This is a genomic window from Pseudomonas sp. TWR1-1-4 (genome assembly GCF_049897165.1).
Lineage (GTDB): Bacteria > Pseudomonadota > Gammaproteobacteria > Pseudomonadales > Pseudomonadaceae > Aquipseudomonas > Aquipseudomonas canadensis.
Genome location: NZ_JAFCVS010000007.1, coordinates 271,969 through 297,219 on the forward strand (window position 1 = coordinate 271,969; position 25,251 = coordinate 297,219).

At 60.6% G+C, this 25,251-nt stretch carries 21 protein-coding genes and 1 other RNA gene; 18 read left to right on the top strand and 4 right to left on the bottom strand.

The features are described 5' to 3' along the window. The first annotated feature begins 110 nt into the window (after positions 1 to 110). From rsmI to lpxC, 18 genes are all read left to right on the top strand, one after another. Positions 111 to 1,016 carry a 16S rRNA (cytidine(1402)-2'-O)-methyltransferase gene (gene rsmI, locus ACP7C6_RS23310; protein ID WP_161634132.1) on the top strand — a complete coding sequence of 302 codons (906 nt, stop codon included), beginning with the start codon at positions 111 to 113 and terminating at the stop codon, positions 1,014 to 1,016. Between the two features lie 96 nt (positions 1,017 to 1,112). Beyond that, an RNA gene (gene rnpB / locus ACP7C6_RS23315) (RNase P RNA component class A) lies at positions 1,113 to 1,466 on the top strand. A 354-nt stretch (positions 1,467 to 1,820) separates the two neighbouring features. Next, positions 1,821 to 2,276, top strand: coding sequence for a division/cell wall cluster transcriptional repressor MraZ (mraZ, locus tag ACP7C6_RS23320; protein WP_003171868.1), 456 nt, complete (start codon positions 1,821 to 1,823; stop codon positions 2,274 to 2,276). After that, positions 2,273 to 3,220, top strand: coding sequence for a 16S rRNA (cytosine(1402)-N(4))-methyltransferase RsmH (gene rsmH, locus ACP7C6_RS23325; protein WP_028618890.1), 948 nt, complete (start codon positions 2,273 to 2,275; stop codon positions 3,218 to 3,220). Before mraZ ends, rsmH begins: the two co-directional genes overlap by 4 nt. Next, a complete protein-coding gene (gene ftsL / locus ACP7C6_RS23330; RefSeq protein ID WP_016974953.1) occupies positions 3,217 to 3,510 on the top strand; it encodes a cell division protein FtsL in 294 nt (97 codons plus the stop codon). Before rsmH ends, ftsL begins: the two co-directional genes overlap by 4 nt. Then, complete coding sequence (locus ACP7C6_RS23335) at positions 3,510 to 5,252, top strand: peptidoglycan D,D-transpeptidase FtsI family protein (protein ID WP_017738701.1); 1,743 nt, start codon at positions 3,510 to 3,512, stop codon at positions 5,250 to 5,252. The genes ftsL and ACP7C6_RS23335 overlap by 1 nt, the downstream gene beginning before the upstream one ends. After that, the gene (locus tag ACP7C6_RS23340; RefSeq protein ID WP_426109292.1) at positions 5,252 to 6,715 is read left to right on the top strand and encodes a UDP-N-acetylmuramoyl-L-alanyl-D-glutamate--2,6-diaminopimelate ligase; all 1,464 of its coding nucleotides are present in this window, start codon (positions 5,252 to 5,254) and stop codon (positions 6,713 to 6,715) included. The genes ACP7C6_RS23335 and ACP7C6_RS23340 overlap by 1 nt, the downstream gene beginning before the upstream one ends. Continuing rightward, complete coding sequence (locus ACP7C6_RS23345) at positions 6,708 to 8,078, top strand: UDP-N-acetylmuramoyl-tripeptide--D-alanyl-D-alanine ligase (RefSeq protein WP_122686127.1); 1,371 nt, start codon at positions 6,708 to 6,710, stop codon at positions 8,076 to 8,078. Before ACP7C6_RS23340 ends, ACP7C6_RS23345 begins: the two co-directional genes overlap by 8 nt. Beyond that, positions 8,078 to 9,160, top strand: coding sequence for a phospho-N-acetylmuramoyl-pentapeptide-transferase (gene mraY / locus ACP7C6_RS23350; protein ID WP_028618893.1), 1,083 nt, complete (start codon positions 8,078 to 8,080; stop codon positions 9,158 to 9,160). Before ACP7C6_RS23345 ends, mraY begins: the two co-directional genes overlap by 1 nt. Before the next feature lie 6 nt (positions 9,161 to 9,166). Next, positions 9,167 to 10,513: a UDP-N-acetylmuramoyl-L-alanine--D-glutamate ligase gene (gene murD / locus ACP7C6_RS23355; RefSeq protein ID WP_028618894.1), complete on the top strand. Its 1,347-nt coding sequence runs from the start codon at positions 9,167 to 9,169 to the stop codon at positions 10,511 to 10,513. Then, positions 10,510 to 11,733, top strand: coding sequence for a putative lipid II flippase FtsW (gene ftsW, locus ACP7C6_RS23360; RefSeq protein ID WP_032864492.1), 1,224 nt, complete (start codon positions 10,510 to 10,512; stop codon positions 11,731 to 11,733). Before murD ends, ftsW begins: the two co-directional genes overlap by 4 nt. Further along, positions 11,723 to 12,793, top strand: a complete 1,071-nt coding sequence (gene murG / locus ACP7C6_RS23365; protein WP_028618896.1) for an undecaprenyldiphospho-muramoylpentapeptide beta-N-acetylglucosaminyltransferase — start codon at positions 11,723 to 11,725, stop codon at positions 12,791 to 12,793. The genes ftsW and murG overlap by 11 nt, the downstream gene beginning before the upstream one ends. After that, positions 12,786 to 14,231 (top strand): UDP-N-acetylmuramate--L-alanine ligase, encoded by a 1,446-nt coding sequence (gene murC / locus ACP7C6_RS23370; protein WP_028618897.1) that lies wholly within the window; start codon positions 12,786 to 12,788, stop codon positions 14,229 to 14,231. Before murG ends, murC begins: the two co-directional genes overlap by 8 nt. Further along, a complete protein-coding gene (locus tag ACP7C6_RS23375; protein ID WP_028618898.1) occupies positions 14,228 to 15,184 on the top strand; it encodes a D-alanine--D-alanine ligase in 957 nt (318 codons plus the stop codon). Before murC ends, ACP7C6_RS23375 begins: the two co-directional genes overlap by 4 nt. A gap of 4 nt (positions 15,185 to 15,188) precedes the next feature. Further along, the gene (locus ACP7C6_RS23380) at positions 15,189 to 16,058 is read left to right on the top strand and encodes a cell division protein FtsQ/DivIB (protein ID WP_016974963.1); all 870 of its coding nucleotides are present in this window, start codon (positions 15,189 to 15,191) and stop codon (positions 16,056 to 16,058) included. Between the two features lie 15 nt (positions 16,059 to 16,073). Continuing rightward, positions 16,074 to 17,336 carry a cell division protein FtsA gene (gene ftsA, locus ACP7C6_RS23385; protein ID WP_010213031.1) on the top strand — a complete coding sequence of 421 codons (1,263 nt, stop codon included), beginning with the start codon at positions 16,074 to 16,076 and terminating at the stop codon, positions 17,334 to 17,336. Positions 17,337 to 17,401: 65 nt separating this feature from the next. Next, positions 17,402 to 18,607, top strand: coding sequence for a cell division protein FtsZ (gene ftsZ, locus ACP7C6_RS23390; RefSeq protein ID WP_017526184.1), 1,206 nt, complete (start codon positions 17,402 to 17,404; stop codon positions 18,605 to 18,607). A gap of 112 nt (positions 18,608 to 18,719) precedes the next feature. Then, a complete protein-coding gene (lpxC, locus tag ACP7C6_RS23395) occupies positions 18,720 to 19,631 on the top strand; it encodes a UDP-3-O-acyl-N-acetylglucosamine deacetylase (protein ID WP_003171886.1) in 912 nt (303 codons plus the stop codon). Positions 19,632 to 19,947: 316 nt separating this feature from the next. Here lpxC and ACP7C6_RS23400 read toward each other — a convergent pair whose 3' ends face one another. From ACP7C6_RS23400 to ACP7C6_RS23415, 4 genes are all read right to left on the bottom strand, one after another. After that, a complete protein-coding gene (locus tag ACP7C6_RS23400) occupies positions 19,948 to 21,441 on the bottom strand; it encodes a sensor domain-containing diguanylate cyclase (RefSeq protein ID WP_426109293.1) in 1,494 nt (497 codons plus the stop codon). A gap of 86 nt (positions 21,442 to 21,527) precedes the next feature. Next, entirely contained in the window at positions 21,528 to 22,850 is a 1,323-nt protein-coding gene (locus ACP7C6_RS23405; protein WP_426109294.1) for an OprD family porin, read from the bottom strand. Positions 22,851 to 23,200: 350 nt separating this feature from the next. Then, positions 23,201 to 24,565 carry a heavy metal sensor histidine kinase gene (locus ACP7C6_RS23410; protein ID WP_100491465.1) on the bottom strand — a complete coding sequence of 455 codons (1,365 nt, stop codon included), beginning with the start codon at positions 24,563 to 24,565 and terminating at the stop codon, positions 23,201 to 23,203. After that, positions 24,555 to 25,232 carry a heavy metal response regulator transcription factor gene (locus ACP7C6_RS23415; protein ID WP_068933630.1) on the bottom strand — a complete coding sequence of 226 codons (678 nt, stop codon included), beginning with the start codon at positions 25,230 to 25,232 and terminating at the stop codon, positions 24,555 to 24,557. The genes ACP7C6_RS23410 and ACP7C6_RS23415 overlap by 11 nt, the downstream gene beginning before the upstream one ends. Positions 25,233 to 25,251: the final 19 nt, after the last annotated feature.

A 25,251-nucleotide genomic window follows, 5' to 3' on the forward strand; every position in this document is an offset into this window, starting at 1 on the left:
TTACTGGCGTGAAACCGTCGATTTAGGTCGTGCAAATGTTGCAACGGGCGTTAAACGGCTGAAAAGGCATCGCCCGTGATGGCATATTTTCCAGGCGCCTACGCGCTACAATGTCGCTTTTGCCAACCATCGAGGTGTGCGTTTTGACTGCTCCAGGTCCTTTGAATTCCACTGCAGGCTCGCTTTTTGTCGTGGCGACGCCCATTGGCAACCTGGACGACATCAGTGCCCGGGCATTGAAAGTGTTGCGCGAGGTTAAATTGATCGCGGCTGAAGACACCCGTCACTCCCAGCGGTTGATGCAGCATTTTGGTATCAGCACGCCATTAGCGGCTTGCCATGAGCACAACGAGCGCGAGGAAGGCAGTCGCTTTATTGTGCGCCTGCTGGCCGGCGACGATGTGGCGTTGATCTCTGACGCGGGCACGCCGCTGATCTCCGACCCTGGCTACCACCTGGTGCGACAGGCGCGGGCTGCTGGTATCAATGTAGTGCCTGTTCCGGGTGCGTGCGCGCTGATCGCTGCGTTGTCGGCGGCAGGCCTGCCGTCCGACCGTTTCATCTTTGAGGGTTTTCTGCCGGCTAAAGCAGTAGGGCGTCGTGCGCGCCTTCAAGCGCTGAAGGAAGAGCCGCGCACCCTGATCTTCTATGAGGCCCCGCATCGCATCCTTGAATGCCTGCAGGACATGGAGCTTGTGTTTGGCGGCGAACGCCTTGCGTTGCTGGCCCGTGAGCTAACCAAGACCTTTGAAACCCTCAAGGGCCTGCCGTTGGAAGAGCTGCGTGCGTTCGTCGAGGGCGACAGCAACCAACAACGCGGAGAGTGCGTGGTGCTGGTGGCGGGCTGGACCGCGCCTGAGGATGAAGATGCCGTGGGCAGCGAGGCCATGCGCATTCTGGATCTGCTGCTCAAGGAAATGCCACTCAAGCGTGCAGCGGCCCTTGCGGCGGAAATTACTGGCGTGCGCAAGAACCTCTTGTATCAAGCGGCGCTGGATAAGCAGAAAGCCGATTAGTTCCAGCGTTAAACCGGTATTCCGTCTGAACGTGATGGCAATTCTGAACTTTTATTACTTGTCCTAAGTCCGCCGTGCCGTTAACCTGCGCGGCGGAGAGTCGATTGGACAGTCGCTGCCCTCTATGAAAATTAGGGGGGGGAGGAAAGTCCGGGCTCCATAGGGCGAAGTGCCAGGTAATGCCTGGGAGGCGTGAGCCTACGGAAAGTGCCACAGAAAATAACCGCCTAAGCACTTCGGTGCCGGTAAGGGTGAAAAGGTGCGGTAAGAGCGCACCGCACGACTGGCAACAGTTCGTGGCTAGGTAAACCCCACTTGGAGCAAGACCAAATAGGGTCCCAAGGCGTGGCCCGCGCTGGGACCGGGTAGGTTGCTAAAGATGTCCAGTGATGGCCATCGTAGACGAATGACTGTTCAAGACAGAACCCGGCTTACAGATCGACTCTCCACCTTTTTCCTTCTGTCCGAATCTCGGGCAGAAAACCGGTAGTAACGCAAGAATCCCTCCCTGCCGAATCATTGGCAGATGCGTCTTCGTAATACCAAAAAAATCTTACTCTTAATAAATTACTTTAACTTCGAGCTATAGCTCTTTGAGCTATCTGCGCTTGTTGGACCAAAAACATCGCCGAACTCTGGTTTCTCCTCCCTTTACGCTCCTAAATCTCCGTTCTGTAAGGCTTTTCCTTGAATCCGCGCCTTGACGGTGTGGTGGGCGCATTCCTATAGTGTGCGCAAGTGGCGGAAAGTGGCACAAAGTGGGTTTTTTGAACGTAAAACGCTAAAATTTGGAGAAACGCATCTGTGTTTCGCGGAGCTAACGCTATCAGTCTCGATGCAAAAGGCCGTCTCGCCATGCCGAGCCGGTATCGTGACGAGCTCATTTCGCGAAGTTCCGGACAGTTGATCATCACGATCGATGCCGTTGACCCTTGTTTATGTGTTTACCCCCTCGATGAGTGGGAGTTGATTGAAACCAAATTGCGCGCCTTGCCTTCATTGCGTGAAGAAAACCGCCGCCTGCAGCGTTTGCTGATCGGTAATGCCGTCGACCTCGAGTTGGATGGCAGCGGTCGTTTCCTGGTGCCTCCGCGTCTGCGCGAGTACGCCAAGCTGGACAAGCGCGCAATGCTGGTCGGCCAACTGAACAAGTTCCAATTGTGGGACGAAGATGCCTGGGATGCTGTTTCTGCAGCTGACCTGGCTGCTATTCAACAACCGGGCGCTATGCCTGATGAACTGCGTGATTTGATCCTGTGACTATTGATAGCGGCTTTAACCACATCACCGTACTGCTTGACGAAGCCGTTGAGGCTCTCGCCGTACGCGCGGATGGCTGCTATCTGGACGGTACGTTCGGCAGGGGCGGGCATAGCCGGTTGATACTCAGCCAGCTCGGGTCCGACGGTAAACTCCTCGGGTTCGACAAAGACCCTCAAGCGATTGCCACCGGGCAAGCGCTAGCGGCCGAAGACGGCCGCTTTGTCGTTGTGCAGCGTAGCTTTGCCGAGCTGGGTGCCGAAGTCGCCGAGCGTGGCATGGCGGGCAAGGTGGCCGGGGTTTTGCTCGACTTGGGCGTGTCTTCGCCGCAACTCGACGACCCGGAACGTGGATTCAGTTTCATGAATGACGGCCCGCTCGATATGCGCATGGACCCGACTCGGGGTATCAGCGCAGCGGAGTTCATTGCGACCGCACCCCATGAAGAAATCGCCCGCGTGTTCAAGGAATACGGTGAAGAACGCTTCGCCGGTCGCATGGCCCGTGCCGTGGTCGAACGTCGTGAAATCCAGCCGTTCGAGCGCACCGCTGATCTGGCCGAAGTGCTGAAAGTCGCCAACCCGGCATGGGAAAAAGGCAAGAACCCTGCGACCCGTGCGTTCCAGGGCCTGCGCATTCACGTCAACAACGAATTGGGTGACTTGGAGGCCGGCCTTGAGGCTGCCCTCGAAGCGCTGGAAGTGGGCGGTCGCCTGGTGGTGATCAGCTTCCACTCCCTGGAAGACCGTATCGTCAAACTGTTCATGCGTCGCCTGGTCAAGGGTGAGTCAGACAACCTGCCGCGCAACCTGCCGGTGCGTTTCGAAGCCTTTGTGCCGAAAATCAAAATCCATGGCAAAGCGCAGTTCGCTTCCGAAGCCGAACTCAAAGCCAACCCACGTTCCCGCAGCGCCGTCATGCGCGTTGCCGAGAAGTTGCGGTGAGCAAGCTTTTCGCCAAGCCCCTCCCGGGCGGCAGCTTCTTTATGATGCTGCTGTTTGTCGGTGTGTTGGTTTCCGCGATTGCGGTGTCCTACAGCGCTCACTACAACCGTCAATTGCTCAATACCCTGTATGGGGAATTGAGTGTGCGTGACAAAGCGCAGGCGGAGTGGGGGCGGTTGATCCTCGAGCAAAGCACCTGGACGGCCCATAGCCGCATTGAAGTGCTGGCCACCGAGCAGCTGAAAATGCACATTCCTGGCGCGGCTGAAGTCCGCATGGTGGCGCCATGATGAAACTCGAGGGTGCACTCTACCCCTGGCGTTTCCGCCTGATGCTCGGCTTGCTGGCATTGATGGTCGGTGCGATTGCCTGGCGGATCATCGATCTGCAAGTAGTCGACCGTGACTTCCTGATCGGCGAGGGCAACGCCCGTAGCTTGCGTCATATTCCGATTCCTGCACACCGCGGCCTGATCACCGACCGCAACGGCGAGCCCTTGGCCGTTAGTACCCCGGTGACCACCCTGTGGGCGAACGCAAAGGAATTGCAGGTCGCCAAGGATCGTTGGCCGGCCCTTGCCTCTGCGCTGGGACAAGACCCGAAAGCCTTGGCTGAGCGCCTGGAAGCCCAGGCCAATAAAGAGTTTATCTACCTGGTTCGCGGGCTGACCCCTGAACAAGGCCAGCAAGTGCTCGACCTTAAAGTCCCCGGTGTCTACGGCATCGAGGAGTTCCGTCGTTTCTACCCGGCCGGTGAAACCACTGCGCATATGGTCGGCTTCACCGACATCGATGATCATGGTCGCGAAGGCGTGGAACTCGCCTACGATGAATGGCTCGCCGGGGTTCCCGGCAAACGACAAGTCATCAAGGATCGGCGCGGCAGACTGATCAAGGATGTCCAAGTCACCAAAAACGCCAAGGCCGGTAAGCCCTTGGCGTTGTCGATTGACCTGCGCCTGCAATACCTGGCCAACCGCGAGCTGCGTAACGCGATCATCGAGAACGGCGCCAAGGCCGGCAGCCTGGTGATCATGGACGTGAAGACCGGCGAGATCCTCGCCATGGTCAACCAGCCGACCTACAACCCCAACAACCGTCGCAACCTGCAACCGGCGATGATGCGCAACCGCGCGATGATCGACGTGTTCGAACCGGGTTCGACCATGAAAGCCATCTCCATGAGTGCCGCCCTCGAAACCGGACGCTGGAAGCCCAGCGACAAGGTCGAGGTGTATCCAGGCACCTTGCAGTTGGGCAAATACACCATTCGTGACGTGTCGCGCACCGAAGGTCCGGTGCTGGATTTGACAGGTATCCTGATCAACTCCAGTAACGTGGGCATGAGTAAGGTCGCCTTCGATATCGGTGGCGAAACCATCTACCACCTGGCGCAGAAGATCGGTCTGGGCCAGCCCACTGGCCTCGATTTCCCAGGCGAGCGCGTGGGCAACCTGCCGAACTATCGCGACTGGAAAAAGGCCGAGACCGCCACGCTTTCCTACGGCTACGGCTTGTCGGTAACGGCGATCCAGCTGGCCCACGCTTTCTCTGTATTGGCGAATAATGGCCGGATGGTTCCCCTGAGCCTTATCCATGTCGACGAAGCGCCGAAAGCCACCCAGGTGATCCCGGAAAACGTCGCCAAGACCATGCAAGGCATGCTGCAACAAGTGATCGAAGCACCGCGTGGCGTATTCCGTGCCCAGGTGCCGGCGTACCACGTGGCCGGCAAGTCAGGTACCGCGCGTAAAACCTCGGTGGGCACCAAGGGCTACGCCGAAAACTCCTACCGTTCGCTGTTCGCAGGTTTCGGCCCGATGAGCGATCCACGCTACGCCATCGTCGTTGTGATCGATGAGCCGAGCAAAGCCGGTTACTTCGGTGGCCTGGTATCGGCGCCGGTGTTCAGCAAAGTGATGTCCGGCACCCTGCGTCTGATGAACATCACGCCGGATAACCTGCCGCCGACGCAACAAGCGAACGCCGGACCACCGGCTGCTGCCGTAAAAGCCAATGGAGGGCGCGGCTGATGTCTCTTAGCCTGAACAAGATTTTTGCCCACGCCGGTCGCGATCTGCTGATTCGCGAATTGAGTCTGGATAGCCGCAATGTGCGTGCCGGTGACCTGTTCCTGGCCGTGCCTGGCGGTAAATTCGATGGCCGTGCGCACATCGCCGACGCGTTGCAACGCGGCGCGGCTGCCGTGGCCTATGAAGTGGAAGGCGCCACTGTGCTGCCGATTACTGATGTTCCGTTGATTCCAGTCAAAGGCCTGGCCAAGCAGCTCTCGGACATCGCCGGGCGTTTTTATGGTGAGCCGAGTCGACACGTCAATCTGGTCGGCGTCACCGGCACCAACGGCAAGACCAGCGTGACCCAACTGATCGCCCAGGCACTTGACCTGCTGGGTCAGCATTGCGGCATCGTCGGCACACTGGGCACCGGTTTCTACGGCGCGCTGCAAAGCGGCCTGCACACCACGCCGAACCCAATCGCCGTGCAAGCGACCCTGGCCGACCTGAAAAAGGCTGGCGCCAAGGCGGTTGCCATGGAAGTGTCGTCCCACGGTTTGCATCAAGGCCGCGTTGCTGCGCTGGCGTTTGATGTGGCGGTGATGACCAACCTGTCCCGTGATCACCTTGATTACCACGGCACCATGGAAGCCTACGCTGCCGAGAAGGCCAAGCTGTTTGCCTGGAACGACCTCAAGTGCCGGGTGGTAAACCTGGATGACGAGTTTGGCCGTCAACTGGCTGCCGAAGAGCGTGAATCGCGCCTGATCAGCTACAGCCTGGAAGACGCCAGCGCGTACCTGTATTGCCGCGAAGCCCACTTCAACGACGAAGGTGTGCGCGCCACACTGGTGACGCCGCAGGGCGAGCATCATTTGCGCAGCAGCCTGCTCGGTCGCTTCAATCTGAGCAACACCTTGGCGGCAGTTGGTGCATTGCTCGGCCTGGATTACGCCCTCGACGAAATCCTGCGTGTACTGCCGAAGCTGGAAGGCCCGGTCGGTCGCATGCAGCGCCTGGGTGGCGGCAAGCAGCCGTTGGTAGTAGTCGATTACGCCCACACGCCGGATGCCCTGGAAAAAGTCCTGGTTGCCCTACGCCCACATGCCAAGGGCAAGCTGCTGTGCCTGTTCGGTTGCGGCGGTGATCGTGATCGCGGCAAACGTCCGCTGATGGCCGAGATCGTCGAGCGCCTGGCCGATGGCGTGCTCGTCACCGACGACAATCCGCGCAGCGAAGACCCGACCCAGATTTTCGACGACATCCGTGTCGGCTTCAAAGACGCGTCCAAGGCCTCGTTTGTCGCCGGCCGCGGCGCCGCCATCGCCCAATTGATCGCCAGCGCCGGTGCTGACGACGTGGTGGTGTTGGCCGGTAAAGGTCACGAGGACTATCAGGAAATCAACGGCGAGCGCCACGCCTTCTCCGATCTGGTCGAGGCCGATCACGCCTTGACCGCCTGGGAGGTCGCCCATGCTTAAAGCGATGAAGTTCAGCGAACTGACCCAGGCCCTGTCGGCCCGAGTGTTGTCGAGCGATTGCAGTTTCGACGGCGTCAGTATCGACAGCCGCGCCATCAAGCCTGGGCAATTGTTTGTTGCCCTGGCTGGCCCGCGTTTCGATGGTCACGACTACCTGAATGACGTCGCTGCCAAAGGTGCCGTCGGTGCGTTGGTGCAGCGCGAAGTGCCTGATTCGACGTTGCCGCAGTTGCTGGTCGCCGACACACGTCTGGCGCTGGGCCAACTGGGTGCGCTGAACCGTGCGGCCTTTGACAAGCCCGTTGCAGCCGTCACCGGCTCCAGCGGCAAGACCACGGTCAAGGAACTGCTCGCTGGCGTGTTGCGTACGCGCGGCCCGGTCCTCGCGACCCGTGGCAACCTGAACAATGATTTCGGCGCTCCGCTGACCCTGCTTGAACTGGCCCCGGAACACACGGCGGCCGTGATCGAACTGGGTGCGTCGCGCGTCGGCGAAATCGCCTACACCGTGGCGCTGACCAAGCCCCACGTGGCGATAATCAATAACGCCGGTACCGCCCACGTTGGCGAGTTCGGTGGCCCGGAGAAAATCGTCGAAGCCAAGGGCGAAATCCTTGAGGGCCTTGATGCATCGGGCACTGCTGTCTTGAATCTCGACGACAAGGCCTTCGAAACCTGGCGTGTGCGTGCCGCCGGTCGCAAGGTCCTGACGTTTGCCGTGCTCAATGCCGCGGCTGATTTCCATGCCTCGAACATTACCGTTGATGCGCGTGGCTGCCCGTCCTTTACCTTGCATACCCCGCAAGGCAACCAACACGTGCAACTGAATTTGCTGGGCAACCACAACGTCGCCAATGCCTTGGCCGCCGCCGCAGCCGCTTACGCCCTGGGCGTGTCGCTGTTCGGTATCGCCACGGGTTTGGGCGCGGTGCAGCCGGTCAAAGGGCGTACCGTGGCGCAGTTGGCCAGCAACGGCATGCGCGTGATCGACGACACCTATAACGCCAACCAGTCCTCCATCTGCGCCGCCATCGACCTGCTCAAAAGCTTCGACGGCCGCAAGGTTTTGGTGCTGGGTGATATCGCCGAACTGGGCGAGTGGGCCGAACAGTCCCACCGCGACGTCGGCGCCTACGCCGCTGGCAAAGTCGACGCGCTGTACGCCGTCGGCCCGCACATGGCGCACGCCGTCAGCGTATTCGGCCCTGGCGCCCGTCATTTTGCGACCCAGGCCGAGCTGATCCAGGCGCTGACGGCGGCTGAACACGACAAACACACAACCATTTTGATCAAGGGATCGCGCAGCGCGGTGATGGAAAACGTCGTCGCGGCCTTGTGTGGCTCAAGTACGGAGAAACATTAATGCTGCTGCTGCTGGCTGAGTATCTGCAACAGTTCCACAAAGGCTTCGCGGTCTTTCAGTACCTGACCCTGCGCGGGATCCTGGGTGTGCTGACCGCGCTGTGTTTGTCGCTGTTCCTGGGGCCGTGGATGATCCGCACCCTGCAGAACCTGCAAATTGGTCAATCGGTTCGTAATGACGGCCCGCAGTCGCACCTGTCCAAATCCGGCACCCCGACCATGGGCGGCGCGCTGATCCTGTCGTCCATCGGAATCAGCACTCTGTTGTGGGCCGATCTGCATAACCGCTACGTGTGGACGGTGTTATTGGTGACCTTGCTGTTCGGTGCTATCGGCTGGGTGGATGACTACCGCAAGGTGATCGAGAAGAACTCCAAGGGCCTGCCAAGTCGCTGGAAGTATTTCTGGCAGTCGGTGTTTGGCCTCGGCGCTGCGATATTCCTCTACACCACTGCGCCAAGCGCGGTCGAAACCACCTTGATCATCCCGATGCTCAAGGACGCCAGCATTCCCCTGGGCGTCGGCTTCGTGGTGCTGACCTACTTCGTGATCGTCGGCTCCAGCAACGCGGTCAATCTGACCGATGGCCTCGACGGTCTGGCAATCATGCCGACGGTGATGGTGGGCGGCGCACTCGGCATCTTCTGCTACCTGTCGGGTAACGTGAAATTCGCTGAATACCTGCTGATCCCTTATGTACCGGGCGCGGGTGAATTGATCGTGTTCTGCGGCGCGCTGATCGGTGCAGGCCTGGGCTTCCTGTGGTTCAACACGTATCCCGCACAAGTCTTCATGGGTGACGTCGGCGCACTGGCGCTGGGCGCAGCCCTTGGCACCATTGCCGTGATCGTTCGCCAGGAAATCGTGCTGTTCATCATGGGCGGTGTGTTCGTGATGGAAACCCTGTCGGTGGTCATCCAGGTGGCGTCCTTCAAGTTGACCGGGCGCCGCGTGTTCCGTATGGCGCCGATTCACCACCACTTTGAACTCAAGGGCTGGCCCGAGCCACGCGTGATCGTCCGCTTCTGGATCATCACCGTGATTCTGGTGCTGATCGGCCTTGCCACCCTGAAACTGAGGTAGAAACGAGTGTCCCTGATCGCTTCAGACCACTTCCGCATCGTTGTCGGCCTCGGCAAGAGCGGCATGTCCCTGGTTCGCTTCCTGGCGAACCGAGGCAAGCCGTTTGCCGTGGCCGACACGCGGGAAAATCCACCGGAGCTGGTCACGCTGCGCCGTGACTACCCGCACGTGGAAGTGCGTTGTGGCGAGTTGGATGTCGAGTTTCTTTGCCGCGCCGACGAGCTCTACGTGAGCCCCGGCCTGGCCATCGCGACCCCGGCCCTGCAAGCCGCCGCCGCCCGTGGCGTGAAGCTGTCCGGCGACATCGACCTGTTCGCGCGTAACGCGCAGGCGCCGATCGTGGCTATCAGCGGTTCCAACGCGAAAAGCACCGTGACCACCCTGGTCGGCGAGATGGCGGCTGCGGCTGGCAAGCGCGTCGCCGTGGGCGGCAACCTCGGCACCCCGGCGCTGGACCTGCTCAGCGACGATGTCGAGCTGTATGTGATGGAGCTGTCGAGCTTCCAGCTGGAAACCACCCACGATCTCGGTGCCGAAGTGGCGACTGTATTGAACGTGAGTGAAGACCACATGGACCGCTACAGCGGCCTGCCGGCCTATCACTTGGCCAAGCACCGGATCTTCCGTGGCGCCAAGCAAGTGGTGGTCAACCGTCAGGACGCGTTGAGCCGTCCGCTGATGGGCGAAGGCCTGCCATGCTGGACCTTCGGCCTGAGCAAACCTGATTTCAAAGCCTTCGGCATTCGCGAAGAGAACGGCGAGAAATACCTGGCCTTCGAATTCCAGAACCTGATGCCGGTGCGCGAGCTGAAAATCCGTGGCGCCCATAACCAGTCCAACGCCCTGGCAGCTCTGGCGCTGGGCCATGCTGTCGGGCTGCCGTTCGACGCCATGCTGTCGGCCCTGCGTACTTTCGGCGGCCTGGAGCATCGCTGCCAGTGGGTGCGCGATCTCGACGGCGTCAGCTATTACAACGATTCCAAGGCCACCAACGTCGGTGCTGCCCTGGCGGCTATTGAAGGCCTTGGCGCCGATATCGAAGGCAAGCTGGTGCTGATCGCCGGTGGCGACGGCAAGGGCGCAGACTTCAAGGACCTTAAAGGCCCGGTCGCCGAGCATTGCCGCGCCGTGGTGCTGATGGGCCGCGACTCCGATTTGATCGCCGCCGCCCTTGGCGATGCCGTGCCGCAAGTGCGCGCTACCTCCCTGGACGATGCCATCGCGCAATGCAAAGCCCTGGCCCAGCCGGGCGATGCGGTGCTGCTGTCGCCGGCGTGCGCCAGTTTCGACATGTTCAAGAACTACGAAGAGCGCGGCCAGCTGTTCGCCCGCGCCGTGGAGGCCTTGGCATGAGTATCAACTTTCGGAACATCATCAAGCCGTACCCGTCGCCGATCATCACTGGGCGCGGTGTCGACCTCGATTTCCCGATGCTCGCCGGTTGCCTGGCGTTGCTCGGCCTGGGCTTGGTGATGATCACGTCGGCGTCGTCCGAAGTGGCGGCCGTGCAGTCGGGCAACACTCTGTACATGATGATCCGTCACCTGGTGTACCTGGTGATCGGCCTTGGCGCGTGCATCGTCACCATGATGATCCCGATCGCCACCTGGCAACGCCTGGGTTGGCTGATGCTGATCGGTGCGTTCGGCTTGCTGATCATGGTGATCCTGCCCGGCATCGGCCGGGAGGTGAACGGTTCGATGCGCTGGATCGGCTTCGGCGCGTTCAACGTGCAGCCGTCGGAAATCGCCAAGGTGTTCGTGGTGATCTACCTGGCCGGTTATCTGGTGCGTCGCCAGAAAGAAGTGCGCGAAAGCTGGATGGGCTTCTTCAAGCCGTTCATCGTACTGTTGCCGATGGCCGGCCTGTTGCTGATGGAGCCCGACTTCGGTGCCACCGTCGTGATGATGGGGGCGGCAGCGGCGATGCTGTTCCTTGGCGGCGTGGGGCTGTTCCGCTTCACCTTGATGGTGGTGCTGGCCGTGGCGGCCGTGACCATTCTGGTGCAGGCGCAACCCTACCGGATGGCGCGTCTGATTACCTTTACCGACCCGTGGTCCGACCAGTTCGGTTCCGGCTACCAGTTGACCCAGGCGCTGATCGCCTTCGGTCGCGGCGAGTGGCTCGGCGTGGGCCTGGGCAACAGCGTGCAGAAGCAGTTCTACCTGCCGGAAGCGCACACCGACTTCGTGTTCTCGGTGCTCGCCGAAGAGCTCGGCGTGGTCGGTTCGCTGTGCACCGTCGCACTGTTCGTGTTCGTGTGTGTGCGCGGCATGTACATCGGCCTGTGGGCCGAGAAGGCCAAACAGTATTTCGCTGCTTATGTGGCGTACGGCTTGTCGTTCCTGTGGATCGGCCAGTTCCTGATCAACATCGGTGTGAACGTCGGCCTGCTGCCGACCAAGGGCCTGACCTTGCCGTTCCTCAGTTACGGCGGCAGTTCGTTGGTGATCTGCTGCGCGTGCCTGGGCTTGTTGCTGCGCATCGAGTGGGAGAGTCGAACCCACCTGGGCAGCGAAGAGATGGAATTCAGCGAAAGCGATTTTGCCGAGGAGCCAACCCATGGGCGCTAACGTGCTGATCATGGCAGGCGGCACCGGGGGCCATGTGTTCCCGGCCCTGGCTTGCGCACGCGAATTCCAGAACCGTGGCTACACCGTGCACTGGTTGGGCACGCCGCGTGGCATCGAAAACGAACTGGTACCGAATGCCGGTTTGCCGCTGCACCTGATCAACGTCACGGGCCTGCGTGGCAAGAGCAAATTGTCCCTGCTCAAGGCGCCGTTCGTGTTGCTCAAGGCGGTATGGCAGGCGAGCAAGGTTATTCGTGATTTGAAACCAGTGTGTGTGCTCGGTTTTGGTGGGTATGTGACCGGTCCTGGTGGCGTCGCCGCCAAGCTCGCTGGTGTGCCGGTGATCGTGCATGAGCAGAACGCCGTCGCCGGCACCGCCAACCGCCTGCTGGTGCCATTGGCCGCTCGGGTGTGTGAAGCGTTCCCGAAAACTTTTGGCGCCTCGGACAAGCTGCGTACCACCGGCAATCCGGTGCGCACTGAACTGTTCATGGACATCGCCCGTGAAGCACTGCAAGGGCGCAAGCCGCACCTGCTGGTCATGGGCGGCAGCCTGGGCTCCGAGCCGTTGAACAAACTGCTGCCGGAAGCCCTGGCGCAACTCCCCGTGGAATTGCGTCCGGAGGTCTTCCATCAGGCCGGCAAAGATCACGGTGAAGTCACCGCCACGCGTTATCGCGAAGCCGGTGTTGAGGCGAACGTACAGCCTTTCATCAAAGACATGGCCCACGCCTATGGCTGGGCCGACCTGGTGGTCTGCCGCTCCGGTGCGCTGACCGTCAGTGAGCTGGCTGCCGCCGGTCTGCCGTCCTTGCTGGTGCCTTTGCCCCACGCGATCGACGATCACCAGACCCGCAATGCCGAATATTTGGCCGGGGAGGGCGCTGCCTTCCTGCTGCCGCAAAGAACGACTGGCGCCGCCGATTTGGCCGCACGCCTGACTGAGGTTTTGATGCAACCGGAACGACTCAATAGCATGGCGAGCACCGCAAGCCGCCTGGCCAAACCTGATGCAACCCGCACCGTGGTCGATATCTGCCTGGAGGTGGCCCATGGTTGAGAATCAGAAAGCCATGCCGCAACCGGAAATGCGCCGCATCCGTCGTATCCACTTCGTCGGTATCGGCGGCGTGGGCATGTGCGGTATTGCCGAAGTGTTGCTGAACCTGGGCTACCAGGTGTCCGGCTCCGACTTGAAAGAGTCGCCGGTCACCGATCGCCTGAAAACCTTCGGCGCGCAGATCTTCATCGGCCACCGCGCTGAGAACGCCTCCGAAGCTGACGTGCTGGTGGTGTCCAGCGCCGTGAACACCTCCAACCCGGAAGTGGCCACTGCCCTTGAGCGCCGCATTCCCGTGGTGCCACGCGCCGAGATGCTGGCTGAGCTGATGCGTTATCGCCACGGCATCGCCGTCGCCGGTACTCACGGCAAAACCACCACCACCAGCCTGATCGCCTCGGTGTTCGCGGCCGGTGGCCTGGACCCGACGTTCGTCATCGGTGGCCGCCTGAATGCAGCCGGCACCAATGCACAATTGGGCACCAGCCGTTACCTGATCGCCGAAGCCGATGAAAGTGACGCGAGCTTCCTGCACCTGCAACCGCTGGTCGCTGTCGTCACCAACATCGACGAAGATCACATGGCGACCTACGACGGTGACTTCAACAAGTTGAAGAAAACCTTCGTCGATTTCCTGCATAACCTGCCGTTCTACGGCCTGGCCGTGGTGTGCCTGGACGATCCGGTGGTGCGTGAAATCCTGCCATTGGTCAAACGTCCGACCGTGACCTACGGCTTCAGCGAAGACGCCGACGTGCGCGCCATCAATGTGCGACAGGAAGGCATGCAAACCTTCTTCACCGTGCTGCGTCCGGAGCGCGAGCCGCTGGATGTCTCGGTGAACATGCCAGGCAACCACAACGTCCTCAATTCCTTGGCGACTATTTGCATCGCCACCGACGAAGGCGTCAGCGATGAGGCCATCGTCGAAGGTCTGTCGCGCTTTGCCGGCGTGGGCCGTCGCTTCCAGGTCTACGGCCAGTTGCCGGTAGAAGGCGGTGACGTGATGCTGGTGGACGACTACGGTCATCACCCGACCGAAGTTGCCGCCGTGATCAAGGCCGTGCGCGGTGGCTGGCCGGAGCGCCGTCTGGTGATGGTGTACCAGCCACACCGCTATAGCCGTACCCGCGACCTGTACGACGATTTCGTCAATGTATTGGCCGATGCCAACGTGCTGTTGCTGATGGAGGTGTACCCGGCCGGTGAAGAACCGATCCCTGGCGCCGACAGCCGCAAGCTGTGCAACAGCATCCGTCAGCGTGGCCAGTTGGACCCGATCTACATCGAGCGTGGTGTAGACCTGGCGCCGATCGTCAAGCCGCTGCTGCGGGCCGGTGACATTTTGCTGTGCCAGGGTGCCGGTGACATTGGTGGCCTTGCCCCTAAATTACTGGCGAGCCCGCTGTTTGCCGCCGCGAAGGGGAAGTCGAAATGATCAACGACTACGGCTCCCTGTTTTCCACAATCGCACCCGCTGACTTCGGTCGCGTGGCGGTGTTGTTCGGCGGCAAAAGCGCTGAACGTGAAGTGTCGCTCAAGTCCGGCAACGCTGTGCTCGAAGCCCTGCAAAGCGCCGGCGTGAACGCCTTCGGCATCGACGTGGGCGATGACTTCCTCGCTCGCCTTCTGGCCGAGAAGATCGATCACGCCTTCATCATCCTCCACGGCCGTGGCGGTGAAGACGGCAGCATGCAAGGCCTGTTGGAGTGCGCCGGCATCCCTTACACCGGCAGCGGCATCCTTGCCTCCGCGCTGGCGATGGACAAGTTGCGCACCAAGCAGGTGTGGCACAGCCTGGGCATTCCAACCCCGCGTCACAGCGTTCTGTGCAGCGAAGACGATTGTATTTCTGCAGCCAAGGAACTGGGCCTGCCTTTGATCGTCAAACCTGCCCATGAAGGCTCCAGTATCGGCATGGCTAAAGTGAACTCGGCCGCCGAATTGATCGACGCATGGAAAGCGGCAAGTACCTACGATTCGCAAGTGTTGGTGGAACAGTGGATTTCCGGTCCCGAGTACACCATCGCCACCCTGCGTGGTCAGGTTTTGCCGCCTATCGCATTGGGCACGCCCCACACCTTTTACGACTACGACGCCAAGTACCTGGCTTCCGATACCCAGTACCGGATCCCGTGCGGCCTTGACGCAAGCAAAGAACAGGAATTGATGGACCTCACGGCGAAAGCCTGTGAGGCGCTGGGTATCGCCGGTTGGGCGCGCGCAGACGTGATGCAGGATGACCAAGGGAATTTCTGGTTCCTGGAAGTCAACACCGCACCGGGCATGACCGACCACAGCCTGGTACCTATGGCAGCCCGTGCGGCCGGTCTGGACTTCCAGCAGTTGGTGTTGGCGATCCTGGCCGACAGCATTGAGCCAAGAGGCTAAGGACATGAAAGGCGCATCGCTTCGTCATCAGCCCCCACAAGCACCGAGCCGCAAGCCGGTGCCACGGGGTGCCAGCCGAATGGTGGCTAAAGAGCCGATGTCGGCGCGCCTGCCGAAAGCCAACTTTGGTTTCCTCAAGGCGCTGTTCTGGCCGGTGTTGCTGGTGGTGCTGGGCTTCGGAACCTACGAAGGCGCGCAGCGTCTGTTGCCGTATGCCGACCGGCCGATCACCAAGATCAGCGTGCAGGGCGACTTGAGCTACATCAGCCAGCAAGCGGTACAGCAGCGCATTGGCCCGTACCTGGCGGCGAGCTTCTTTACCATCGACCTGGCCGGTATGCGCGCGGAGCTGGAACAGATGCCGTGGATCGCCCACGCCGAAGTCCGCCGCGTATGGCCGGACCAAGTGACGATCCGTCTGGAAGAACAACTGCCCGTGGCCCGTTGGGGCGACGAAGCGCTGTTGAACAACCAGGGCCAGGCGTTCACCCCGCGTGAGCTGGCGAACTACGAGCACCTGCCGCAGCTGTTCGGGCCGCAGCGGGCGCAGCAACAAGTGATGCAGCAGTACCAGGCCTTGAGCCAGATGCTGCGGCCAATGGGCTTCTCCATTGCACGCCTGGAACTGCGTGAACGGGGTAGCTGGTTTTTGACGACCGGGGCAGGCAGTTCCGGCCCGGGCATCCAGTTGTTGCTGGGACGCGACCGCTTGGTGGAAAAGATGCGCCGCTTCATTGCCATCTATGACAAGACCTTGAAAGAACAGATTACGAACATTGCGAGCGTCGACCTGCGTTACGCCAACGGCCTTGCCGTCGGCTGGCGTGAACCGGCTGCGCCCACGGCAGCGCAACCCGCTGTCGCGAAGAATTAAGAAGAGGCAGGACCCATGGCAAACGTGCAAAGCGGCAAAATGATCGTCGGTCTCGACATCGGCACCTCCAAAGTGGTGGCGCTGGTGGGCGAGGTCGGGGAAGACGGCGTCATCGAAATCGTCGGTATTGGCACGCATCCGTCCCGGGGCCTGAAGAAGGGCGTGGTGGTGAACATCGAGTCCACCGTGCAATCGATCCAGCGCGCCATCGAAGAAGCGCAGCTGATGGCCGGTTGCCGGATCCACTCGGCATTCGTTGGCGTGGCGGGCAACCATATCCGCAGCCTGAACTCCCACGGCATCGTGGCAATCCGCGACCGCGAAGTCAGCTCCGCCGACCTTGAGCGCGTGCTTGACGCTGCCCAGGCCGTGGCGATCCCGGCTGACCAGCGCGTGTTGCACACGCTGCCCCAGGACTACGTGATCGACAACCAGGAAGGCGTTCGTGAGCCGCTGGGCATGTCCGGCGTACGTCTGGAAGCCAAGGTCCACGTGGTGACCTGCGCCGTCAACGCCGCACAGAACATTGAAAAATGCGTGCGCCGCTGCGGCCTGGAAATCGACGACATCATTCTTGAACAGTTGGCCTCGGCCTATTCGGTACTCACCGACGACGAGAAAGAGCTGGGCGTGTGCCTGGTCGACATCGGCGGCGGCACCACCGACATCGCGATCTTCACCGAGGGTGCGATCCGTCACACCGCCGTGATCCCGATTGCCGGCGACCAAGTGACCAACGACATCGCCATGGCGCTGCGTACACCGACCCAGTACGCCGAAGAAATCAAGATTCGCTACGCCTGCGCCCTGGCCAAACTGGCCGGTGCCGGCGAGACCATCAAGGTACCAAGCGTGGGCGATCGTCCACCGCGTGAACTGTCGCGCCAGGCCCTGGCAGAAGTGGTCGAGCCGCGCTACGACGAACTGTTCACCCTGATCCAGGCGGAACTGCGTCGCAGCGGCTACGAAGATTTGATCCCGGCCGGTATCGTGCTGACCGGTGGCACCTCGAAGATGGAAGGCGCGGTCGAACTGGCCGAGGAAATCTTCCACATGCCCGTCCGCCTGGGCGTGCCCCATGGCGTCAAAGGCTTGGGCGACGTAGTACGCAACCCGATTTATTCCACCGGTGTGGGCTTGCTGTTGTACGGGCTGCAAAAGCAGACCGACGGCATTTCCCTGTCGGGCCCGAGTAACCGTGACAGCTACCGCAGCGACGACGAGGCGAAAGCGCCGTTGTTCGAGCGTTTGCAGGCATGGGTCAAAGGCAATTTTTAAGATTTACCGCGACACCGTTGTAAGCAGTAGGCGAAAAAACTAGAGAAAACGAAAGGAGAGGGAACATGTTCGAACTCGTAGACAACATCCCCGCAAGCCCGGTTATCAAAGTAATCGGTGTCGGCGGTGGCGGCGGCAACGCTGTCAACCACATGGTCAAGAGCAACATTGAAGGCGTTGAATTCATCTGCGCCAACACTGATGCCCAGGCGCTGAAAAGCATCGGCGCGCGGACCATCCTGCAATTGGGCACAGCGGTGACCAAGGGCCTCGGCGCTGGCGCCAACCCGGAAGTCGGCCGTCAAGCCGCGCTGGAAGACCGCGAGCGTATTGCTGAAGTGCTGCAAGGCACCAACATGGTGTTCATCACCACCGGCATGGGCGGCGGTACCGGTACCGGTGCTGCGCCGATCATTGCCGAAGTGGCCAAGGAAATGGGGATTCTGACGGTCGCTGTCGTGACACGTCCGTTCCCGTTCGAAGGCCGCAAGCGCATGCAGATCGCCGACGAAGGTATCCGTCTGCTGTCTGAAAGCGTCGACTCGTTGATCACCATCCCCAACGAGAAACTGCTGACTATCCTGGGCAAGGACGCAAGCCTGCTGTCCGCGTTCGCCAAGGCTGACGATGTACTGGCCGGTGCCGTTCGCGGTATCTCCGATATCATCAAGCGCCCCGGCATGATCAACGTCGACTTTGCCGACGTACGCACCGTGATGAGCGAAATGGGCATGGCGATGATGGGCACTGGCTGCGCCAGCGGTCCGAACCGTGCGCGTGAAGCCACCGAAGCGGCCATCCGCAACCCGTTGCTGGAAGACGTGAACCTGCAAGGTGCACGCGGCATCCTGGTGAACATCACCGCCGGTCCTGACCTGTCCCTGGGTGAGTACTCCGACGTGGGTAGCATCATCGAAGCCTTCGCTTCCGAGCACGCGATGGTCAAAGTCGGTACCGTGATCGATCCGGACATGCGCGACGAGCTGCATGTAACCGTGGTTGCGACCGGCCTGGGTGCAAAAATCGAGAAGCCTGTGAAGGTCATCGACAACACCCTGCATAACAGCCAAGCCAGCCACGCCAGCCAAGCGGCTGCCGCTCCAGCGCCTTCGCGCCAGGAACTGCCGTCGGTGAACTACCGTGATCTGGACCGTCCGACCGTGATGCGCAACCAGGCTCAGGCCGGTGCTGCGGCGTCCCGTAGCCCGAATCCGCAAGATGACCTGGACTACCTGGACATCCCGGCATTCTTGCGTCGTCAGGCCGATTAATGGAATGTATCAGGGCTATGAAGGTGATTGGTGTTCAGCAAAGGTCTGGTCTGCTATTATCGCCAGCCTTTGTTGATACCAGTTCGCAATTTGCGCTCAAGCGGTCCAAGCCATGATTAAACAACGCACCCTGAAGAATATTATCCGTGCCACAGGTGTAGGTCTGCACTCCGGGGAGAAGGTATACCTGACCCTCAAACCTGCACCTGTCGACACCGGCATCGTGTTTGTTCGTGCCGACCTGGACCCTGTGGTGCAGATTCCTGCTCGCGCGGAAAACGTTGGCGAAACCACGATGTCGACCACATTGGTCAACGGTGACGTCAAAGTGGATACGGTGGAGCACTTGCTCTCGGCCATGGCTGGCCTGGGCATCGATAACGCCTACGTCGAGCTCTCCGCGTCCGAAGTCCCGATCATGGATGGCAGCGCTGGACCCTTCGTATTCTTGATTCAATCTGCCGGCCTGGAAGAACAGGACGCAGCCAAGAAGTTCATTCGCATTCTGCGGGAAGTGACAGTAGAAGACGGCGACAAGCGCGCCACCTTCGTCCCGTTCGAAGGTTTTAAAGTGAGCTTTGAGATCGATTTCGATCACCCGGTATTCCGTGACCGCACCCAAAGTGCAAGCGTGGATTTTTCCAGCACTTCGTTCGTAAAAGAAGTCAGCCGCGCCCGTACCTTTGGTTTCATGAGTGACATCGAGTACCTGCGCAAGCACAACCTCGCACTCGGCGGCAGCGTTGAAAACGCCATTGTGGTCGACGCGGATGGTGTACTGAACGAAGACGGCCTTCGCTACGAAGACGAATTCGTGAAGCACAAGATCCTCGATGCAATCGGTGACCTCTACCTGCTGGGCAATAGCCTGATAGGCGAGTTCAAAGGCTTCAAGTCGGGCCACGCCCTTAACAACCAGCTGCTGCGCAAGTTGATTGAGCAGACAGACGCTTGGGAAGTCGTGACCTTCGAAGATGCCAGCACCGCACCGATCTCTTACATGCGTCCCGTTGCGGCGGTGTAAGTAACAACTCTCTTTCTTTAGTTTTTAAAGGCCGCCTTCGGGTGGCCTTTTTTTATGCCTGAATTTTAGGGTGCTTAGTGGCGATCGGGCCTATTGTGGTGAGCGGGCCTGTTGTGGTGAGCGGGCTTGCCCCGCGCTGGGCTGCGGAGCTGCCCCAGTACTGCCAGCGCGGTTCAGCCTGAAGAAGCGCGGCGTCTGTTTTTAGGGCCGCTTCGGGCCCCAGCGCGGGGCAAGCCCGCTCACCACAACAGGCCCGCTCACCACACCAAGCCTGTTCACAACATTAAGCCCGCTCACCGCAGAAACGCCGTGTTCATTAAAGGACCGAAGCATCCACGATACGGTTGCGCCCGGTGTGCTTGGCTTCATAGAGCGCCTGATCCGCACTTAGCAACAACGCCTCCAGCGACTGACGGCTACGCTTGTCCCAAGTACTCATGCCAATGCTCACCGTAATCGGCTGGTCATCGCCTGCCACCTTGGGCAAGTACTCGATGGCGCTGCGGATGTGCTCGGCGATCACCCAAGCGCCCTTGGCGTCGGTCACCGGCAACACCACCGCGAACTCTTCGCCGCCATAACGTGCGGCCAGGTCGGCCGGTCGGCGGATGTTGCTGCCGATCACTTGGGCCACGCTGCGCAACGCGTCGTCGCCGCCGTGATGGCCGTGGCGGTCGTTGAAGGCCTTGAAGTGGTCCACGTCAATCATCAGCACCGTTAGCGGCTCGGTGGAGCGCTGAGCGCGGTCCCACTCAAGGCGCAGGCGTTCATCCAGAACGCGCCGGTTGGCCAGGCCGGTCAACGCATCGGTGGCTGCCAGTTCTGACAGTACTCGTTCAGCGCGACGCCGCCGTCGCAGTTCCCGGCGTAGCAACCAGGTCAGCCACAACAAACCGGCGCAGAGCACCCCGGTGGCACCACTGGTCAGCAGTGCCGCGCGTCTCCAGGGCGCGAATACGTCCTCGCTGGACAACGCTACCACCACGATCAGCGGCAGGGCACCGACATTGGTAAAGGTATACAGGCGCTCTTTACCACTGATGGCAGAGATCGCCTGAAAGCTGCCGCTTCCGTCGCGCAGTATTCGCTTGAAGTTAGGCCGGTCACTCAGGTCCTTGTCGATCATGTCGCGTTCGAGCAGCGGCTGCTGCGCCAGGAGAATGCCGTTGTTGTTCAGCAGGTTGACGCTGCTGCCGTTGCCGATGGTCAGGGTGTTGAAGAGCTGGTCGAAATACGCCAGGCGCATGGTCGCGACCGCTACGCCGACAAACTCCCCCTTGGGGCCCGACACACGTCGACTGAATGCCATGCGCCAGACCTGGTCGCAGTCGCAATGGATCTTGAAGGGGCGACTGATAAACAGGCCGGCGTTGGCGTCCTTGGCATGCACCTGGAAATAATCGCGGTTGGCAAAATTACGTGGCGTGGGCCGCAGTGTGGAGGAGTCGGCGATAACCTTGCCGTCGGCATCCAGCAGCAAGACCTCACCTTTGAAAGGCGCCGCCGTGGATAAATCAAACTGCACCAAGTGCTGGATATTGGCGGCAACCTGGGACAGGTCTTCACGTTGCGTGGCCGTAATCAGCCCGTTGAGCGCCAGGTCATACAGCTCGACGTTACGCAGCACGTCGGCGTTGATCAATTGGGCGATGTTGGTGGTAGATCGCTTGGCCGCCTCCAGCGTGCTGGCGTGTTCGCGAATCAACAGCACCGCGACAATGATTACAATCAGGGCAACGCTGAGCCCGCTGCCCAGCATCAGTAACAACTCAGGATGTGCGGGTGAGGTACGAACAGGGCGTGGACTCATCGGGCAGACTTCAGCGGTGAGGATGCTGGCAGTTTAGTTCTACCCGATGAAAATTAAATACCTGGTTAAAAAGAAAAAGACGTCTGTCAGAACACGTTGATCGGGTAGTCGACGATCACCCGGTATTCATCCACATCCCGATCCACCGCCGAGTAACCATTGCTGCCACGGTTGACCGCCCATTGCAGGCGCACCGCCAGGTCCTTGGCCTTGCCGTCTTGCACTACGTATTTCAGGTCGATGTCCCGTTCCCAATGCTTGGCGTCTTTACCGTCGGCGCTGTACCACGCGCTATAGCCACGGCTCTGCGGGTCGACCTTGGTCAGGTCGGTCTTGCCGCTGATATAGGACACGGCCGAGGTCAGGCCGGGCAGGCCCAGGCCGCCAAAGTTATAGGCGTACTTGAGTTTCCACGAGTGCTCATTGGGACCGTTGAAGTCGGAGTACTGCTGGGAGTTGTCCAGGTACACGCTGTCGCCCTGGGCGATGTAGTCGAACGGTGTGTTGCCGTTGACCCGTTGGTATGCGGCCGTGACGCTGTGATGACCGACGTCCACGGTGAAGTGCAGGCTGTAGGTGTTGTTGTCGATATCCCCCAGCAGCGACTGCCCGGTGTCCTGGGTATGGTAGTAGTGCAGACCGGGGTTGAGACTGATCATCTCGTTCACCACATAGGTGTAGTCCAGGTCGTAGTAGTACTGGTTCCACACGTCCTTGAGCTCGGAGGCGTAGAGGTTGCTGGTCAGCCCGTCGATGCCGCTGAACGACACGCCGGCCCAGTTCATGTGCTGGCTATCGGTATTGCTGGGCAGCGCACCGTAGCTGGTGCCGATGCGGCGGTGGCCGCTCTGGTTGTAGAGCTTGGTGAAGCTGGCCTGGCCACCTTCGAACATCCAGCCGTCGAGGCTGTGGTTGGTCAGGCTCACGCCACGGAAGGTCTGCGGCAGCATGCGGGTTGCGCCGCCGGCGATCACTGGGTTATTGAGGAACAGGTCGCCGGCCCTCAACTCGGTATCGAACGCGCGCATTTTCAACGCGCCACCCGCCGTCGAGAACGAGCCGGGCGCCTTACCGTTGCCACTGCCGTACGGAAGGATGCTGGAACCATCCGTACCGCCACCGCCGTCCAGCTTCAGACCGAGCATGGCATGGGCATCCAGGCCGAAGCCGACGGTGCCCTGGGTGTAGCCGGATTCGAAGGTGCCGATGAAGCCCTGGCCCCATTCCTTGCTGTCATCGGTGTGGATGTCGCGCCGGTCGCGGTTCATGTAGTAGTTGCGGGTGTTGATATTGAGGTGGGCACCTTCGACGAAACCGTCGGCGGGGGTGGTGTCTGCCGCATGGGCAAGAGGGGCAATCGTTGCTGCAATCGCGAGGAATAACGGGGTGAACGTCAGCGAGTTCTTCACCGGTGGAGCTCCTTTGGTCAATCGAAAACGGCCAATGTCGTGGGGGTGCCTGGCCTTTTTTTACGGCAAAAAAAAGCCGCTGAAGTCAGCGGCTTTAAGACAGATTCCCAGTGTAGAGCCCTGGAAATAAGTCGAGGGAAATTCGGGTAAGCGGAGACTGCCTTTGCCGTCGCGCTCATCGGTGCGTCAAATTAACGCAGGCGAGCGGTACGATACAGAGTGTAACAAGATAATGACTGTTGCCCAAATCGCAACAAACACACCACGGTTCCTTTAGGCGCCGGCTTGCCGGCGATAGCGGTGGGTCAGTCATGCACACGTCGACCCGAACACCGCCATCGCCGGCACTGTCAGACGGGCAAAGTGATGCCAAAGGTATTGCCGCCGCCCTCACTGCGCACGAACACATCACCACCGTGCATCAAGGCAATCGCCTTGACGATGGCCAGCCCCAGGCCATGGTTGGCGCCGCTGTTGCTGCGTGACGCATCCACCCGATAAAACCGTTCGAACAGACGTGGCAAGTGTTCGCTGGCAATGACGTCGCCGGGGTTGGTGACGCCGATCGCCACCTGATGTTCTTGCACCTCGATATTCACCACGATCACCTGCCCAGGCGCGGTGTGCTGCACCGCGTTGCTCAGCAGGTTGATCAGCGCACGGCGCAGGTGGGCTTTTTCGATCTGCACCGTGGCATCGCCCTTTACCTGTACCTTGACCTGGGCGTCTTCAAGAATGAAGTCCAGGTAGTCGAGGGTGGTGGCTACTTCGTCGGCCAGGGAGCTTTCGATCAACTTGGTGGCCTTGCTGCCCTGGTCGGCGCTGGCCAGGAACAGCATGTCGTTGATGATCGAACGCAGGCGCTCCAGTTCTTCAAGATTGGATTGCAGCACCTCGAAGTAATGCTCGGCCGACCGTCCGCGGGTCAGGGCCACTTGGGTCTGGCCGATCAGGTTGGTCAGGGGCGAGCGCAGTTCGTGGGCGACGTCGGCGTTGAACGATTCCAGGCGTGAATAGGCCTGCTCGACGCGGTCGAGGGTGGAGTTGAACGAGTTGACGAACTGGCTCAGCTCCGGCGGCAGCGGCGACAGTTCAAGGCGCCCGGAGAGTTTTGGTGGCGCGAGCTTTTGCGCCTCGTCCGACAGCTTGCCCAGCGGCTTCAGGCCGATGCGTGAAACCCAGAACCCCAACAGCGCCGCCAGGACCACACCGACAAATGCGAGGCTGATCAACGCCACCAGCAAATGATGCTGGGTTGCACGGAAGTTCTCGGTGTCGATGGCAATCATGAAGCGCAGGGGCGGGCGCTGCTCCTTGGCCGGGAACTGGCTCACCAGCACTTTGAATGGGTGATGGTGGCCCGGCAGGCGCAAGTCGCGCTTGCCGGTAGGCCCTTCGGCAAACGCGCGGATCTGCGCGTCCGGCTCGCCATATTCATAATTCGGATCGCTGCTCACCACCCAGAAACGAATGCGTTTGTCTTCTTCACCCAGCAGCTTGAGCTTGGCCTTGATCTTTACCCAATGGTCCGGCGTGCCGAAGCGGTTCACCGAAGATTCGAGCACGCTGTAACGCGCATCCAGCTCGGCGCCTGGCAACAAGCCCAGCCCCCGGTCCACTTGCTGATAAAGCGCACCACCGATCAATACGAAGATCAGCAGCGCCACCAGGGTGAACATGCCGCTCAGGCGCAGGGCGATGGAGTTAGCTGACACTTCGGCTCTCCAGCACATACCCCATGCCACGGATGGTGTGCAGCAGCTTTTGTTCGAACGGTCCGTCAAGCTTGGCGCGCAGGCGCTTGATTGCCACTTCCACCACGTTGGCGTCGCTGTCGAAATTGATGTCCCAGACCATTTCCGCAATCGCGGTCTTGGACAGGATTTCGCCCTGGCGCCGCGCCAATACGCTGAGCAGCGAGAACTCCTTGGCAGTCAGGTCCAGGCGCAGGCCGTTGCGGCTGGCCTTGCGGCTGATCAGGTCGATCCACAGGTCGGCGACGGTCACCTGCACCGGCTCATGCCCACCGCTGCGACGGGTCAGGGCTTGCAGGCGGGCGACCAGTTCCAGGAAAGAAAACGGCTTGCCCAGGTAATCGTCGGCGCCTTCGCGCAGGCCACGGATACGATCTTCCACGCGTTCGCGAGCGGTCAGCATGATCACCGGCGTCTGTTTGCGCGCGCGCAAGGCGCGCAGCACGCCAAAGCCATCGAGGCCGGGCAGCATCACGTCGAGTACGATCACTGCGTAGTCGTTTTCGAGTGCCAGGTGCAGACCCTCGACGCCTTCGCGGGCCACATCGACCGTATAGCCTTGTTCCGTCAGGCCGCGGTGCAGGTAGTCCGCGGTTTTTTCTTCATCTTCAATAATCAGAATGCGCATGAGCCTTTTTGCTCCAGAG